This is a genomic window from Escherichia sp. WS1451, from assembly GCF_046487365.1.
In the GTDB taxonomy this organism is placed as follows: Bacteria; Pseudomonadota; Gammaproteobacteria; order Enterobacterales; family Enterobacteriaceae; genus Escherichia; species Escherichia coli.
Genome location: NZ_JBJQJP010000019.1, coordinates 67,000 through 82,296 on the forward strand (window position 1 = coordinate 67,000; position 15,297 = coordinate 82,296).

Annotated in this window: 15 protein-coding genes; 8 read left to right on the forward strand and 7 right to left on the reverse strand. The window is 51.1% G+C overall.

Going from position 1 to position 15,297, the window contains the following annotated elements; all coding sequences use genetic code 11:
• Positions 1-101: 101 nt before the first annotated feature.
• A complete protein-coding gene (gene cpxP / locus ACJHX7_RS20320) occupies positions 102-602 on the reverse strand; it encodes a cell-envelope stress modulator CpxP (RefSeq protein ID WP_001223800.1) in 501 nt (166 codons plus the stop codon).
• Between the two features lie 149 nt (positions 603-751).
• Between cpxP and cpxR the strand changes: the two genes are divergently transcribed.
• Together cpxR and cpxA are read left to right on the forward strand one after the other, a co-directional pair.
• Positions 752-1,450 carry an envelope stress response regulator transcription factor CpxR gene (cpxR, locus tag ACJHX7_RS20325; protein WP_001033722.1) on the forward strand — a complete coding sequence of 233 codons (699 nt, stop codon included), beginning with the start codon at positions 752-754 and terminating at the stop codon, positions 1,448-1,450.
• Complete coding sequence (gene cpxA / locus ACJHX7_RS20330; protein ID WP_000580427.1) at positions 1,447-2,820, forward strand: envelope stress sensor histidine kinase CpxA; 1,374 nt, start codon at positions 1,447-1,449, stop codon at positions 2,818-2,820. The genes cpxR and cpxA overlap by 4 nt, the downstream gene beginning before the upstream one ends.
• 104 nt (positions 2,821-2,924) lie before the next feature.
• Here the strand turns inward: cpxA and yiiM are convergent, their stop codons facing one another.
• From yiiM to sodA, 3 genes are all read right to left on the reverse strand, one after another.
• Entirely contained in the window at positions 2,925-3,599 is a 675-nt protein-coding gene (yiiM, locus tag ACJHX7_RS20335) for a 6-hydroxyaminopurine reductase (RefSeq protein ID WP_001270277.1), read from the reverse strand.
• Positions 3,600-3,747: 148 nt separating this feature from the next.
• Positions 3,748-4,731, reverse strand: a complete 984-nt coding sequence (kdgT, locus tag ACJHX7_RS20340) for a 2-keto-3-deoxygluconate transporter (protein WP_001166043.1) — start codon at positions 4,729-4,731, stop codon at positions 3,748-3,750.
• 259 nt (positions 4,732-4,990) lie between these two features.
• Positions 4,991-5,611: a superoxide dismutase [Mn] gene (sodA, locus tag ACJHX7_RS20345; protein ID WP_094030220.1), complete on the reverse strand. Its 621-nt coding sequence runs from the start codon at positions 5,609-5,611 to the stop codon at positions 4,991-4,993.
• Positions 5,612-5,895: 284 nt separating this feature from the next.
• Here sodA and rhaT point away from each other — a divergent pair, with 284 nt between their 5' ends.
• The gene (rhaT, locus tag ACJHX7_RS20350) at positions 5,896-6,930 is read left to right on the forward strand and encodes an L-rhamnose/proton symporter RhaT (protein ID WP_094030221.1); all 1,035 of its coding nucleotides are present in this window, start codon (positions 5,896-5,898) and stop codon (positions 6,928-6,930) included.
• Here rhaT and rhaR read toward each other — a convergent pair.
• Both rhaR and rhaS read right to left on the reverse strand, forming a co-directional pair.
• Positions 6,927-7,775, reverse strand: a complete 849-nt coding sequence (gene rhaR / locus ACJHX7_RS20355; RefSeq protein WP_024175827.1) for an HTH-type transcriptional activator RhaR — start codon at positions 7,773-7,775, stop codon at positions 6,927-6,929. The genes rhaT and rhaR overlap by 4 nt on opposite strands.
• A 73-nt stretch (positions 7,776-7,848) precedes the next feature.
• Positions 7,849-8,685 (reverse strand): HTH-type transcriptional activator RhaS, encoded by an 837-nt coding sequence (gene rhaS / locus ACJHX7_RS20360; RefSeq protein ID WP_000217156.1) that lies wholly within the window; start codon positions 8,683-8,685, stop codon positions 7,849-7,851.
• Between the two features lie 287 nt (positions 8,686-8,972).
• On the opposite strand from rhaS, the gene rhaB reads away from it, so the two are divergent.
• From rhaB to rhaM, 4 genes are all read left to right on the forward strand, one after another.
• Entirely contained in the window at positions 8,973-10,442 is a 1,470-nt protein-coding gene (gene rhaB / locus ACJHX7_RS20365) for a rhamnulokinase (RefSeq protein ID WP_094030222.1), read from the forward strand.
• Positions 10,439-11,698, forward strand: coding sequence for an L-rhamnose isomerase (gene rhaA, locus ACJHX7_RS20370; RefSeq protein WP_000211494.1), 1,260 nt, complete (start codon positions 10,439-10,441; stop codon positions 11,696-11,698). The genes rhaB and rhaA overlap by 4 nt, the downstream gene beginning before the upstream one ends.
• Positions 11,699-11,780: 82 nt before the next feature.
• Positions 11,781-12,605, forward strand: a complete 825-nt coding sequence (gene rhaD, locus ACJHX7_RS20375) for a rhamnulose-1-phosphate aldolase (protein WP_001179733.1) — start codon at positions 11,781-11,783, stop codon at positions 12,603-12,605.
• A 9-nt stretch (positions 12,606-12,614) separates the two neighbouring features.
• Positions 12,615-12,929 carry an L-rhamnose mutarotase gene (rhaM, locus tag ACJHX7_RS20380; RefSeq protein ID WP_000619503.1) on the forward strand — a complete coding sequence of 105 codons (315 nt, stop codon included), beginning with the start codon at positions 12,615-12,617 and terminating at the stop codon, positions 12,927-12,929.
• 40 nt (positions 12,930-12,969) lie between these two features.
• Here the strand turns inward: rhaM and ACJHX7_RS20385 are convergent, their stop codons facing one another.
• Complete coding sequence (locus ACJHX7_RS20385; RefSeq protein ID WP_000749944.1) at positions 12,970-14,364, reverse strand: carbohydrate porin; 1,395 nt, start codon at positions 14,362-14,364, stop codon at positions 12,970-12,972.
• A gap of 476 nt (positions 14,365-14,840) precedes the next feature.
• Between ACJHX7_RS20385 and ACJHX7_RS20390 the strand changes: the two genes are divergently transcribed.
• Positions 14,841-15,287 carry a PTS fructose transporter subunit IIA gene (locus ACJHX7_RS20390; protein ID WP_094030223.1) on the forward strand — a complete coding sequence of 149 codons (447 nt, stop codon included), beginning with the start codon at positions 14,841-14,843 and terminating at the stop codon, positions 15,285-15,287.
• Positions 15,288-15,297: the final 10 nt, after the last annotated feature.

A 15,297-nucleotide genomic window follows, 5' to 3' on the forward strand; every position in this document is an offset into this window, starting at 1 on the left:
CTGCAATGCATTAAGCAGCAGGCAAATTGAGGATAAAAAAAACCCCCACATCATGTGGGGGAAGACAGGGATGGTGTCTATGGCAAGGAAAACAGGGTTTACTACTGGGAACGTGAGTTGCTACTACTCAATAGCTTCAACGATGAACTTTTTTGCCATTGCGTCACGTCACGCAACTGCTCCATTCGTTGTTGATGTTTCTCATTTAAAACCGCTTGCTGCTCCGGCGTTAACAGGCGATACATTTGGTTGCGGACTTTTGCCATCTCAACCTGACGAGCAATTTGCTCATTCGCCATTTTTTCTGCCTGTGCGCGCACAGCGTTTTCATCAAAATTTTCTGCGGTGACAAGGCGATGCATTGTCTCCAGTTCGCTAACATTAACAGGAGGCTGTTCGTGCCGGGCCTGTTGCATAAGATCTCGCATCTGCTGACGCTGATGTTCGGTTAAACTTATGCCGTCGAACATATGGCTCTGCGTACTGCGCTGCGTAAGTTCTTCACCCGGATGCCAGTTATCGCCTGAACCGACTTCAGCAGCGTGGCTTAATGAACTGACTGCCAGCGTTGAGGCCATGACGGCAGCGGTAACTATGCGCATCATTTGCTCCCAAAATCTTTCTGTCGCGATTCAACGATAGAGAGTTTACGATTCAGGCTGCAAACATGCGTCAGGGGGTGTAAAACAACGTAAAGTCATGGATTAGCGACGTCTGATGACGTAATTTCTGCCTCGGAGGTATTTAAACAATGAATAAAATCCTGTTAGTTGATGATGACCGAGAGCTGACTTCCCTATTAAAGGAGCTGCTCGAGATGGAAGGCTTCAACGTGATTGTTGCCCACGATGGGGAACAGGCGCTTGATCTTCTGGACGACAGCATTGATTTACTTTTGCTTGATGTAATGATGCCGAAGAAAAATGGTATCGACACATTAAAAGCACTTCGCCAGACACACCAGACGCCTGTCATTATGTTGACGGCGCGCGGCAGTGAACTTGATCGCGTTCTCGGCCTTGAGCTGGGCGCAGATGACTATCTCCCGAAACCGTTTAATGATCGTGAGCTGGTGGCACGTATTCGCGCGATCCTGCGCCGTTCGCACTGGAGCGAGCAACAGCAAAACAACGACAACGGTTCACCGACGCTTGAAGTTGATGCCTTAGTGCTGAATCCAGGCCGTCAGGAAGCCAGCTTCGACGGGCAAACGCTGGAGTTAACCGGCACTGAGTTTACCCTGCTCTATTTGCTGGCACAGCATCTGGGTCAGGTGGTTTCCCGTGAACATTTAAGCCAGGAAGTGCTGGGCAAACGCCTGACGCCCTTCGACCGCGCTATCGATATGCACATTTCCAACCTGCGTCGTAAACTGCCGGATCGTAAAGATGGTCATCCGTGGTTTAAAACCTTGCGTGGTCGCGGCTATCTGATGGTTTCTGCTTCATGATAGGCAGCTTAACCGCGCGCATCTTCGCCATCTTCTGGCTGACGCTGGCGCTGGTGTTGATGTTGGTTTTGATGTTACCCAAGCTCGATTCACGCCAGATGACCGAGCTTCTGGATAGCGAACAGCGTCAGGGTCTGATGATTGAGCAGCATGTCGAAGCGGAGCTGGCGAACGATCCGCCCAATGATTTAATGTGGTGGCGGCGTCTGTTCCGGGCGATTGATAAGTGGGCACCGCCAGGACAGCGTTTGTTATTGGTGACCACCGAAGGCCGCGTGATCGGCGCTGAACGCAGCGAAATGCAGATCATTCGTAACTTTATTGGTCAGGCCGATAACGCCGATCATCCGCAGAAGAAAAAGTATGGGCGCGTGGAACTGGTCGGTCCGTTCTCCGTGCGTGATGGCGAAGATAATTACCAACTTTATCTGATTCGTCCGGCCAGCAGTTCTCAATCCGATTTCATTAACTTACTGTTTGACCGCCCGCTATTACTGCTGATTGTCACCATGTTGGTCAGTACGCCGCTGCTGTTGTGGTTGGCCTGGAGTCTGGCAAAACCGGCGCGTAAGCTGAAAAACGCTGCCGATGAAGTTGCCCAGGGAAACTTACGCCAGCACCCGGAACTTGAAGCGGGGCCACAGGAATTCCTTGCCGCAGGTGCCAGTTTTAACCAGATGGTCACCGCGCTGGAGCGCATGATGACCTCTCAGCAGCGTCTGCTTTCTGATATCTCTCACGAGCTGCGCACCCCGCTGACGCGTCTACAACTGGGTACGGCGTTACTGCGCCGTCGTAGCGGTGAAAGCAAGGAACTGGAGCGTATTGAAACCGAAGCGCAACGTCTGGACAGCATGATTAACGACCTGTTGGTGATGTCACGTAATCAGCAGAAAAACGCGCTGGTAAGCGAGACATTGAAAGCTAACCAGTTGTGGGGCGAAGTGCTGGATAACGCGGCGTTCGAAGCCGAGCAAATGGGCAAGTCGTTGACGGTTAACTTCCCGCCTGGGCCGTGGCCGCTGTATGGCAACCCGAACGCCCTGGAAAGTGCGCTGGAAAACATTGTTCGAAATGCTCTGCGTTATTCCCATACGAAGATTGAAGTGGGCTTTGCGGTAGATAAAGACGGTATCACCATTACGGTGGACGACGATGGTCCTGGCGTTAGCCCGGAAGATCGCGAACAGATTTTCCGTCCGTTCTATCGTACCGATGAAGCACGCGATCGTGAATCTGGCGGTACAGGTTTGGGGCTGGCGATTGTTGAAACCGCCATTCAGCAGCATCGTGGCTGGGTTAAAGCAGAAGACAGCCCGCTGGGCGGTTTACGGCTGGTGATTTGGTTGCCGCTGTATAAGCGGAGTTAAACTCCGCATTGTAGGCAGGATAAGGCGTTTACGCCGCATCCGGCATTTGAGCAGGATGCCTGATGCAACACTGATAGCGTCTTATCAGGCCTACACTCCGGGGGTTATTTTCCCCACAACCGGCGGGAAAAATCTTCGATCTTGCCGCTCAGTCGGCGCTTTTGCATCGTCCGCGTCCAGCTTTTCGATAACCCGGCGGCGGAGAGTAAACGGTGATACTGATCGTCATCAAACGGCATATGCCATGCGATGGCGGCAGCCTCCTGCACGGTCACATCACTGACACGGGAAACCAACTCCAGTGGCGCATCAGCAGATACCAACCCTGGTGCAATTACGCTATACAACCACCCCACTTTACCCGTGTTTTGCATCAACTGCGCTATGTCGCTGATATCAAAATGGTAATTGAGTTTATAGCAAGGCGAGCGCGGCTGGCTGACCTGAATTAATGCCTCTCCCCAGCGGAAAATATCGCCCATATAAACATTACTTTCCGTCAGACCGTCGGTTGAGAGATTTTCACCAAACGCAGGCGCAACAAACAACTCCGCCTGTTCCGGAAATTCCCGCGCCCAGTAGAGATAGTGCTCACGAGGATAATGACACAGCGCTCTGTCTGGCCCGCCGTGAACCATTTTCTCCGCCTGCTCGTCACCTTCCAGCCCCAGCTCCGTCAGCATCAACTCACCATCAACCTGGATTTTGGCAATTGCGCTGGGTTTGCCTTCGGGATAAGCCTGAATCTTGCCTGTGTATACATCAACCGGATATCGCATCTGTTCCCTCTCCACGAGAAATTTCCCCATTAGACCATATTTATTTTATGTCAGGCGTGCTGTTTTCGCGGTAAGTATCCAGGCAGGAGCTCAATAGAAAACCGGACGAACGTTAGTTCATCCGGCTGTGGGGATTAAGGAAGTTGGTTTATTTCACCGTACCTAAAATTTCGATTTTCGCCGCTCTGGCTTTGACTTTACGTGACCAGATAGAGGTAAGAATTGGCACCAGAATCGAAGTCACAATGACCGCCGTCGCGACCAGCGAAGTTGCTGCCGGAGCCATCGGTTTAAACGCAGGCACCATTTCAGCAATCAGCACAGGTGTCGCTACCGCGGCCCCTGCGGAACTGGAAGCGGCAATTCCGGCAGTGCCATCGCCACCGCCAATCAATTTATCGGCGATAATCAACGGAATACCGGTCACGATAATTACTGCCACACCCAACAGGATCCCCAGCAAACCTGTCTGGGCAATTACAGTCAAATCAATGGTATTGCCCAGCGCGAAGGCAAAGAATGGAATCAGCGTCTGCACCGCTTTGCTGAAAAATTCTCGTAATTCAGGGTCAAGGTTCCCAAGGGCAAAGCCCACCAGGAACGGTAATACTGCGCCGACGAAAACATGCGGTTCAAACGAGGCAATCCCGGCAGTGCCCAGAATAATCATCGTCATGAGCGGCCCGGACTCCAATGACATCAACACAAATGCCCCAGCTTCTTCTTTTGTGCCGTACTGCTGCATGATGGAAGCGTAAAGTCCGCCGTTGGTCATATCCATCGCCGCCACCAGCGCCAGCGTTGAAAGTCCGGCAAAGAATCCAACTTCAACACCATGTTCCGGAATAATGCGCGAGGCAATTGCCGCAACCACCCACGCGACGGCAATTTTTGTTACCACCAGCGTACCGGATTTACGCAATACCGTTCCCGTCGCGCTTAATTTTATTGACGCCCCCATGCAAAAAAACCACACCGCCAGAATAGGCACCGTACCGGTAATCATCCCGTTGGTGAATGATCCAAAATATTTCCCCGCCTCCGGCGAGAAGGTGTGGCACAGTGCGCCAAGGAATAGCGGGACGAGCATCATCCCCCCCGGGATTTTCTCAATCGAGCGTTTTATCTGCATTTCCATCACCTGTCGGCATATTTTTAAGGGCTGATGCGTAATTCCTCAATGGAGCATCAGTGTTGATGGAAACGAAGATAGACATTCATTTAATCAATAAAAGTGATCAAAACCACATCAATTGAAACGCTGTTTTATTTTTATCGGATCATTGTTTTTATTTTGAAATTGATCACAAAAAAACCACCGCCGTTGGCGATGGTTCATTTTTTAAGCTGATATGCGGCGTAAACGCCTCATTGCAGCAGGCGGCAAATGATTATTTTTTCGCCGCGAAACGTGCCGCTGCTTCGTCCCAGTTCACCACGTTCCAGAACTCTTTGATGTAGTCCGGACGGCGGTTCTGGAATTTCAGGTAGTAAGCATGTTCCCACACATCCAGGCCCACAATCGGGAAGCCGGAAGCGCCAGAAATAGCTTCACCCATCAGCGGGGAGTCCTGGTTAGCAGTAGAAACCACCGCCAGTTTATCGCCTTTCAGCACCAGCCATGCCCAGCCGGAACCAAAGCGGGAAGCTGCCGCTTTCTCAAATTCTGCTTTGAAGTTATCAACGGAGCCGAAGTCACGTTCGATAGCCGCTTTCAGGTCACCCTGCAGGGTGGTGCCTTTTTTCAGACCTTTCCAGAACAGGCTGTGGTTAGCGTGACCGCCAGCGTTGTTGCGCAGTACGGTTTTCTTGTCTGCTGGCAGCTGGTCCAGTTTGGTGATCAGCTCTTCAACCGGCAGGTTAGCGAATTCTGGCAGGCTTTCCAGCGCCGCGTTGGCGTTGTTGACGTAGGTCTGATGGTGTTTGGTGTGGTGGATTTCCATGGTCTGCTTATCGAAGTGCGGTTCCATGGCATCGTAAGCATACGGCAGGGATGGCAGGGTATAGCTCATATTCATCTCCAGTATTGTCGGGCGGCCGATTGTTAATGCCGCGTAAGCAGTTGGTTCATTATAGTTAATTAAATGATATTGAAAATGATTATCAATGCCGTACTTTTCGTAAGGGTATGGTTTTGCAGGAAAATGCCCGAGATGTGAAGCAAATCACCCACTTAATGCCATGATTGCCAGTAAATCGACAACGGCGGCAACAGGCGAAAGGTTAATCGACAGCACGATTTTTACACTCATCTCGTCGGAGATGTGACGCGACGAAAAATGATGAGGATAAGAAGATGAGTAACGCGATTACGATGGGGATATTTTGGCATTTGATCGGCGCGGCCAGTGCAGCCTGTTTTTACGCTCCGTTCAAAAAAGTAAAAAAATGGTCATGGGAAACCATGTGGTCAGTTGGTGGGATTGTTTCGTGGATTATTCTGCCGTGGGCCATCAGCGCCCTGTTACTGCCGAATTTCTGGGCGTATTACAGCTCGTTTAGTCTCTCTACGCTGCTGCCTGTTTTTCTGTTCGGCGCTATGTGGGGGATCGGTAATATCAACTACGGCCTGACCATGCGTTATCTCGGCATGTCGATGGGAATTGGCATCGCCATTGGCATTACGTTGATTGTCGGTACGCTGATGACGCCAATTATCAACGGCAATTTCGATGTTCTGATTAATACCGAAGGCGGACGCATGACGTTGCTCGGCGTTCTGGTGGCGCTGATTGGCGTAGGGATTGTGACTCGCGCCGGGCAGTTGAAAGAGCGCAAGATGGGCATTAAAGCCGAAGAGTTCAACCTGAAAAAAGGGCTGGTGCTGGCGATGATGTGCGGCATTTTCTCTGCCGGGATGTCCTTTGCGATGAACGCCGCAAAACCGATGCATGAAGCCGCTGCCGCACTGGGCGTCGATCCCCTGTATGTCGCTCTGCCAAGCTATGTTGTCATCATGGGAGGCGGCGCGATCATCAACCTCGGTTTCTGCTTCATTCGTCTGGCAAAAGTGAAGGATTTGTCGCTAAAAGCCGACTTCTCGCTGGCAAAACCGCTGATCATTCACAACGTGTTACTCTCAGCACTGGGCGGGTTGATGTGGTATCTGCAATTCTTTTTCTATGCCTGGGGCCACGCCCGCATTCCGGCGCAGTATGACTACATCAGCTGGATGCTGCATATGAGCTTCTATGTATTGTGCGGCGGTATCGTCGGGCTGGTGCTGAAAGAGTGGAACAATGCAGGTCGCCGTCCGGTAACGGTGTTGAGCCTCGGTTGTGTGGTGATTATTGTTGCCGCCAACATCGTCGGCATCGGCATGGCGAATTAATCTTTCTGCGAATTGAGATGACGCCACTGGCTGGGCGTCATCCCGGTTTCCCGGGTAAACACCACCGAAAAATAGTTACTATCTTCAAAGCCACATTCGGTTGAAATATCACTGATTAACAGGCGGCTATGCTGGAGAAGATATTGCGCATGACACACTCTGACCTGCCGCAGATATTGATTGATGGTCATTCCAGTCTGCTGGCGAAATTGCTGACGCAAAACGCGCTCACTGCACGATGCCTCATCACAAAACTCATCCAGCGCAAAGGGACTTTTCAGGCTGGCCGCCAGCCGGGTAATCAGCTTATCCAGCAACGTTTCGCTGGATGTTGGCGGCAACGAATCGCTGGTGTAACGATGGCGATTCAGCGACATCACCAACTGCCCGAACAGCAACTCTGCCATTTCGTTAGCAAACGGCACATGCTGACTACTTTCATGCTCAAGCTGACCGATAATCTGCCGCGCCTGTGCCATCCCCATGCTACCTAAGCGCCAGTGTGGTTGCCCTGCGCTGGCGCTAAATCCCGGAATCGCCCCCTGCCAGTCAAGATTCAGCTTCAGCCGCTCCGGGCAATAAATAATATTCTGCAAAACCAGATCGTTAACGGAAGCGTAGGAGTGTTTATCGTCAGCATGAATGTAAAAGAGATCGCCACGGGTAATGCGATAAGGGCGATCGTTGAGTACATGCAGACCATTACCGCGCCAGACAATTACCAGCTCACAAAAATCATGTGTATGTTCAGCAAAGACATCTTGCGGATAACGGTCAGCCACAGCGACTGCCTGCTGGTCGCTGGCAAAAAAATCATCTTTGAGAAGTTTTAACTGATGCGCCACCGTGGCTACCTCGGTCAGAGAACGAAGTTGATTATTCGCAATATGGCGTACAAATACGTTGAGAAGATTCGCGTTATTGCAGAAAGCCATCCCGTCCCTGACGAATATCACGCGGTGACCAGTTAAACTCTCGGCGAAAAAGCGTCGAAAAGTGGTTACTGTCGCTAAATCCGCAGCGATAGGCGATGTCAGTAACGCTGGCCTCACTGTGGCGTAGCAGATGTCGGGCCTTCATCAGTCGCAGGCGGTTCAGGTAACGCTGAGGCGTCAGTCCCGTTTGCTGCTTAAGCTGCCGATGTAGCGTACGCAGCGAAAGAGAAAATTGATCCGCCACGGCATCCCAATTCACCTCATCGGCAAAATGGTCCTCCAGCCAGGCCAGAAGCAAGTTGAGACGTGATGCGCTGTTTTCCAGGTTCTCCTGCAAACTGCTTTTACGCAGCAAGAGCAGTAATTGCATAAATAAGATCTCGCGACTGGCGGTCGAGGGTAAATCATTTTCCCCTTCCTGCTGTTCCATCTGTGCAACCAGCTGCCGCACCTGCTGCAATACGCTGTGGTTAACGCGCCAGTGAGACGGATACTGCCCATCCTGCTCTTGTGGCAGCAACTGATTCAGCCCGGCGAGAAACTGAAATCGATCCGGCGAGCGATACAGCACATTGGTCAGACACAGATTATCGGTATGTTCATACAGATGCCGATCATGGTCGCGCACAAAACAGACCGTCCCACCGGTGATGGTATAGGGCTGCCCATTAAACACATGAATACCCGTGCCATGTTCGACAATCACAATTTCATGAAAATCATGATGATGTTCAGGAAAATCCGCCTGCGGGAGCCGGGGTTCTATCGCCACGGACGCGTTACCAGACGGAAAAAAATCCACACTATGTAATACGGTCATACTGGCCTCCTGATGTCGTCAACACGGCGAAATAGTAATCACGAGGTCAGGTTCTTACCTTAAATTTTCGACGGAAAACCACGTAAAAAACGTCGATTTTTCAAGATACAGCGTGAATTTTCAGGAAATGCGGTAAGCATCACATCACCACAATTCAGCAAATTGTGAACATCATCACGTTCATCTTTCCCTGGTTGCCAATGGCCCATTTTCCTGTCAGTAACGAGAAGGTCGCGAATTCAGGCGCTTTTTAGACTGGTCGTAATGAAATTCAGCAGGATCACATTATGACCTTTCGCAATTGTGTCGCCGTCGATCTCGGCGCATCCAGTGGGCGCGTGATGCTGGCGCGTTACGAGCGTGAATGCCGCAGCCTGACGCTGCGCGAAATCCATCGTTTTAAAAATGGGCTGCATAGCCAGAACGGTTATGTCACCTGGGATGTGGATAGCCTGGAAAGTGCCATTCGCCTTGGATTAAACAAGGTGTGCGAGGAAGGGATTCGTATCGATAGCATTGGGATTGATACCTGGGGCGTGGACTTTGTGCTGCTCGACCTACAGGGTAAGCGTGTGGGTCTGCCTGTTGCTTATCGCGATAGCCGCACCAATGGCCTGATGACGCAGGCACAACAGCAACTCGGCAAACGCGATATTTATCAGCGTAGCGGCATCCAGTTTCTGCCCTTCAATACGATCTATCAGTTGCGTGCGCTGACGGAGCAACAACCTGAGCTTATTCCACACATTGCTCACGCTCTGCTGATGGCGGATTACTTTAGTTATCGCCTGACCGGCAAGATGAACTGGGAGTACACCAACGCCACGACCACGCAACTGGTCAATATTAATAGCGACGACTGGGACGAGTCGCTACTGGCGTGGAGCGGGGCCAACAAAGCCTGGTTTGGTCGCCCGACGCATCCGGGTAATGTCATTGGTCACTGGATTTGCCCGCAAGGTAATGAGATTCCTGTCGTCGCCGTTGCCAGCCATGACACCGCCAGCGCGGTTATCGCCTCGCCGTTAAACGGTTCACGCGCCGCTTATCTCTCTTCTGGCACCTGGTCATTGATGGGCTTCGAAAGCCAGACACCATTTACCAATGACACGGCGCTGGCAGCCAACATCACCAATGAAGGCGGGGCGGAAGGTCGCTATCGGGTGCTGAAAAATATTATGGGCTTATGGCTGCTTCAGCGGGTGCTTCAGGAGCGGCAAATCAACGATCTTCCGGCGCTTATCGCCGCGACACAGGCACTGCCGGCTTGCCGCTTCACCATCAATCCCAATGACGATCGCTTTATTAATCCTGACGAGATGTGCAGCGAAATTCAGGCTGCGTGTCGGGAAACGGCGCAACCAATCCCGGAAAGTGATGCTGAACTGGCGCGCTGTATTTTCGACAGTCTGGCGCTGCTGTATGCCGATGTGTTGCATGAGCTGGCGCAACTGCGCGGTGAAGATTTCTCACAACTGCATATTGTCGGCGGTGGCTGCCAGAACGCGCTGCTCAACCAGTTATGTGCTGATGCCTGCGGTATTCGGGTGATCGCCGGGCCTGTTGAAGCCTCGACGCTCGGCAATATCGGCATCCAGTTAATGACGCTGGATGAACTCAACAATGTGGATGATTTCCGTCAGGTCGTCAGCACCACCGCGAATCTGACCACCTTTACCCCTAATCCTGACAGTGAAATTGCCCACTATGTGGCGCAGATTCACTCTACACGACAGACAAAGGAGCTTTGCGCATGACCACTCAACTGGAACAGGCCTGGGAGCTGGCGAAACAGCGTTTCGCGGCAGTAGGGATTGATGTCGAGGAGGCGCTGCGCCAACTTGATCGTTTACCCGTTTCAATGCACTGCTGGCAGGGCGATGATGTTTCCGGTTTTGAAAACCCGGAAGGTTCGCTGACCGGTGGGATTCAGGCTACTGGTAATTATCCGGGCAAAGCGCGTAATGCCAGCGAGCTACGTGCCGATCTGGAACAAGCTATGCGGCTGATTCCGGGTCCGAAACGGCTTAATTTACATGCCATCTATCTGGAATCAGACACGCCAGTCTCGCGCGACCAAATCAAACCAGAGCACTTCAAAAACTGGGTTGAATGGGCGAAAGCCAATCAGCTCGGTCTGGATTTTAACCCCTCCTGTTTTTCGCATCCGCTAAGCGCCGATGGCTTTACGCTTTCCCATGCCGACGACAGTATTCGCCAGTTCTGGATTGATCACTGCAAAGCCAGCCGCCGTGTTTCAGCCTATTTTGGCGAGCAACTTGGCACACCGTCGGTGATGAACATCTGGATCCCGGATGGCATGAAAGATATCACCGTTGACCGTCTCGCCCCACGTCAGCGTCTGCTGGCAGCACTGGATGAGGTGATCAGCGAGAAGCTGGATCCGGCGCACCATATCGACGCCGTTGAGAGCAAATTGTTTGGCATTGGCGCGGAGAGCTACACGGTTGGCTCCAATGAGTTTTACATGGGGTATGCCACCAGCCGCCAGACGGCGCTGTGCCTGGACGCCGGGCATTTCCACCCGACTGAAGTGATTTCCGACAAGATTTCCGCCGCCATGCTGTATGTGCCGCAGTTGCTGCTGCACGTCAGCCGTCCGGTTCGCTGGGACAGCGATCACGTAGTGCTGCTGGATGATGAAACCCAGGCGATTGCCAGTGAGATTGTTCGTCACGATCTGTTTGACCGGGTACATATCGGCCTGGATTTCTTTGATGCCTCTATCAACCGCATTGCCGCATGGGTCATTGGTACGCGCAATATGAAAAAAGCCCTGCTACGTGCGTTGCTGGAACCTACCACTGAACTGCGCAAGCTGGAAGCAGCGGGCGATTACACCGCACGACTGGCACTGCTGGAAGAACAAAAATCATTGCCGTGGCAGGCGGTCTGGGAAATGTATTGCCAACGTCACGATACCCCAGTGGGTAGCGAATGGCTGGAAAGCGTGCGGGCTTATGAGAAAGCGATTTTGAGCCAGCGTGGGTAAACACTGCCGGATGCGGCGCGAGCACCTTATCCGGCCTACGGGTCGTGCATCCGACAACACCGAATTTACAGGAACACAGAACATGCAAAACATTACCCAGTCCTGGTTTGTCCAGGGAATGATCAAAGCCACCACCGACGCCTGGCTGAAAGGCTGGGACGAGCGCAATGGTGGTAACCTGACGCTGCGCCTGGATGACGCCGATATCGCACCGTATCACGACAACTTTCATGCACAACCGCGCTATATCCCGCTCAGCCAGCCCATGCCTTTACTGGCAAATACACCGTTTATTGTCACCGGCTCCGGCAAATTCTTCCGTAACGTCCAGCTTGATCCTGCGGCTAACTTAGGCGTCGTAAAAGTCGACAGCGACGGCGCGGGCTACCATATTCTCTGGGGGTTAACCAACGAAGCCGTCCCGACATCCGAACTTCCGGCGCACTTCCTCTCTCATTGCGAACGCATTAAAGCCACCAACGGTAAAGATCGGGTGATCATGCACTGCCATGCCACCAACCTGATCGCCCTTACCTACGTATTGGAAAACGACACCGCGGTCTTCACTCGCCAGCTTTGGGAAGGCAGCACCGAGTGTCTGGTAGTGTTCCCGGATGGCGTCGGCATTTTGCCGTGGATGGTGCCCGGCACCGACGAAATCGGCCAGGCGACCGCACAGGAAATGCAAAAACATTCGCTGGTGTTGTGGCCCTTCCACGGCGTCTTCGGCAGCGGTCCGACACTGGATGAAACATTCGGTTTAATCGACACCGCAGAAAAATCAGCACAAGTATTAGTGAAGGTTTATTCGATGGGCGGCATGAAACAGACCATCAGTCGTGAAGAGCTGATAGCACTCGGCCAGCGTTTCGGCGTTACACCACTTGCCAGTGCGCTGGCGCTGTAAGGAGCAAATATGATCCGCAAAGCCTTTGTCATGCAGGTTAACCCCGACGCCCACGAAGAGTATCAGCGTCGGCATAATCCAATCTGGCCGGAACTGGAAGCAGTGTTGAAATCTCACGGTGCGCATAACTACGCCATTTACCTCGACAAAGCGCGTAATCTGCTGTTTGCCACGGTAGAGATTGAATCTGAAGAACGGTGGAATGCGGTAGCCAGTACTGATGTTTGCCAACGTTGGTGGAAGTATATGACCGACGTTATGCCAGCTAACCCGGATAACAGCCCAGTCAGTAGCGAGCTGCAAGAAGTGTTTTACCTGCCTTAATGAGTTGCGGTGCCGGAAAATATCCAGCACCGCGCCTTCATCAGAAGAAGTATTTAAAGCGAACGCGTGCGCCGTAACGGTCATCAGTATCATCACCGTGTTTTTTATCACCGTCGCTATCCAGAATGGAGTAATACGTCCCGAGGTAAATATTAAAGTTCTCCATATCCATCACATTAGCGAACTGATAAGACGCATGAATGGTGTGAATGGTGTACGTCCCTTCATCATCAATCCAGCAGTCGTTATCACAAACTACACCGCTGAATTCATCAATCTTATTGTGCGCGTAGATATAACCCAGCTCGAAACGTTTCCACAGCGCGTTAATCCCGGCAGTGAAATCTTTTTCATTATTAGCATCTAAATAGGCGGTATTAAGATTAACCACGACGCCATTTTCCGGATCCGTTTTCAGGCCATTCCAGGTCATGCTCATACCATAGCCGGTACGATCGGACTGATCGACAAAATTACCCTTGCTATCGGTATAACCATAAGCATTATTTACTACGTTCGCTTCCATCGCTGCGGAAACGGTGAATTCTTCCGTCGGCGACCAGGCAATTACCGGACGCAGATAAGCAACATTTTTCTGCTGCTCCATATCGCGTCCATGATAATTACCGTCATTATATAAAGATGTTCCGTCTTCAAGTAACGTGTTTAACTCAAAATACCAGTTATCAAGTTGTTTGCTGACGAGGAAATTACCGCCAGCGTTAGAACGCCCGCGGCCCTCTTTCATCATATAGATATAACCGCTGCCATCGTCATAAAGATCGTTCGCAGTATTACCGGAATGTTCAACAAAGGTATCCTGATTCAGCGGGAACATATCGTAGGCTTCAAAACGGCCTACTTTGACCTTCCAGTCGTTTTCTTTGCCAAAGAAGAATACCGCATCATCGATATTTACTGAACCGTGCATATCCCCCAGCGGTTGTGCGGAGAACCCGGCGAAATAACCATTATCCAGTTTTCGCATACCATCAAAACCTAACAGAATACGACCATTGAGATTCCACTGTTCATTAGTGGGATCGCTATTCACATCAGCGTTGGTCATTGCCAGCAGGCCATGATTACTTTCCGCATCCATATTAAATTCTACGTCGCCGTAGATTTTTAAATCGCCATAACCTGAGAGCAAAAGATTAGGTGAGGTGGAATTTTTCTTTGCAGATTCCGCCGTTGCCTGTCCATTTACCGGCGTATTGCCCTGGGCAGCCTTAATTTCGCGGATCTCAGCGGCTTGTTGTGTCTGCAGCTGTTTAACCTGGCTCTCTGCTTTTGCTGCCCGCATTTCTGCCGCTTCCAGGCGTTCTTCCAGCAATGCCATGCGTTGTTCCAGCGTTAAATGCTGTGTTTTTGCCATTCCGGTACTACATGCCAATAATAAACCGATGGCTAAAGATAATGTCGATTTTTTCATTATTTACGTTCCCTGAAATAAAAGAGACCCTACGCTTTCCAAAAGGAATACGTATATAGAGAAATATAAGGTGTGCACTTTCGAATTTTTAATCCAACTTCAGCAGGCCGATGGATAGTATCCCGCTGCATAATATGAGTAAATCCGCTGATTTCCTGGAACGTGAGGAATATAACAATAGTGCCGTTTTTAACCAAATATCGTAAAAAATATTAGATATAATTCACGCTGACTCATAAGCCACAAATATAAATAACCTTGCTGCAAAACATGTGCGGCAGTTAAACATTCACAACATCATTAAATAATGATTTTTTATTCACTGCATTTATTTTACCCATCAATATGTGCCTTACACCGCAAAATTTATCCTTCACTCTGCCTTATATTGTCACGACTTCACGACATATCCGCGCTCATCACAAAACCGCCCCGCCGTTACAATTAACTATAATATTTTTTCATGGAATCCAATAATGGCAGCACTTACTGCAAGCTGTATTGACCTGAATATTCAGGGCAATGGCGCTTATTCCGTTCTGAAGCAGTTGGCGACAATGGCGTTACAAAACGGTTTTATCACCGACTCACACCAGTTCCTGCAAACCCTGCTGCTGCGCGAAAAAATGCACTCCACGGGATTTGGTTCCGGTGTCGCCGTGCCGCACGGTAAAAGCGCCTGCGTTAAACAACCGTTCGTGTTATTCGCCCGCAAAACGCAGGCCATTGACTGGCAGGCCAGCGATGGCGAAGACGTCAATTGCTGGATCTGCCTCGGTGTGCCGCAAAGTGGCGAAGAGGATCAGGTCAAAATCATCGGCACGCTATGCCGCAAAATTATCCACCAGGATTTTATCGACCAACTGCGACAGGGCGACGCCGACCAGGTGCTTGCTTTGTTAAATCAAACCCTCAGCTCATAAGGACGTGGCG

Excerpts from the sequence above, each read along its gene's own strand:
- cpxR (WP_001033722.1), top strand. The coding sequence starts at position 752 with ATGAATAAAATCCTGTTAGTTGATGATGACCGAGAGCTGACTTCCCTA.
- rhaM (WP_000619503.1), top strand. The coding sequence starts at position 12,615 with ATGATCCGCAAAGCCTTTGTCATGCAGGTTAACCCCGACGCCCACGAA.
- yiiM (WP_001270277.1), bottom strand. The coding sequence starts at position 3,599 with ATGCGATATCCGGTTGATGTATACACAGGCAAGATTCAGGCTTATCCC.
- kdgT (WP_001166043.1), bottom strand. The coding sequence starts at position 4,731 with ATGCAGATAAAACGCTCGATTGAGAAAATCCCGGGGGGGATGATGCTC.
- cpxP (WP_001223800.1), bottom strand. The coding sequence starts at position 602 with ATGCGCATAGTTACCGCTGCCGTCATGGCCTCAACGCTGGCAGTCAGT.
- rhaA (WP_000211494.1), top strand. The coding sequence starts at position 10,439 with ATGACCACTCAACTGGAACAGGCCTGGGAGCTGGCGAAACAGCGTTTC.
- rhaD (WP_001179733.1), top strand. The coding sequence starts at position 11,781 with ATGCAAAACATTACCCAGTCCTGGTTTGTCCAGGGAATGATCAAAGCC.
- rhaB (WP_094030222.1), top strand. The coding sequence starts at position 8,973 with ATGACCTTTCGCAATTGTGTCGCCGTCGATCTCGGCGCATCCAGTGGG.
- cpxA (WP_000580427.1), top strand. The coding sequence starts at position 1,447 with ATGATAGGCAGCTTAACCGCGCGCATCTTCGCCATCTTCTGGCTGACG.
- ACJHX7_RS20390 (WP_094030223.1), top strand. The coding sequence starts at position 14,841 with ATGGCAGCACTTACTGCAAGCTGTATTGACCTGAATATTCAGGGCAAT.
- rhaT (WP_094030221.1), top strand. The coding sequence starts at position 5,896 with ATGAGTAACGCGATTACGATGGGGATATTTTGGCATTTGATCGGCGCG.
- ACJHX7_RS20385 (WP_000749944.1), bottom strand. The coding sequence starts at position 14,364 with ATGAAAAAATCGACATTATCTTTAGCCATCGGTTTATTATTGGCATGT.
- rhaS (WP_000217156.1), bottom strand. The coding sequence starts at position 8,685 with ATGACCGTATTACATAGTGTGGATTTTTTTCCGTCTGGTAACGCGTCC.
- sodA (WP_094030220.1), bottom strand. The coding sequence starts at position 5,611 with ATGAGCTATACCCTGCCATCCCTGCCGTATGCTTACGATGCCATGGAA.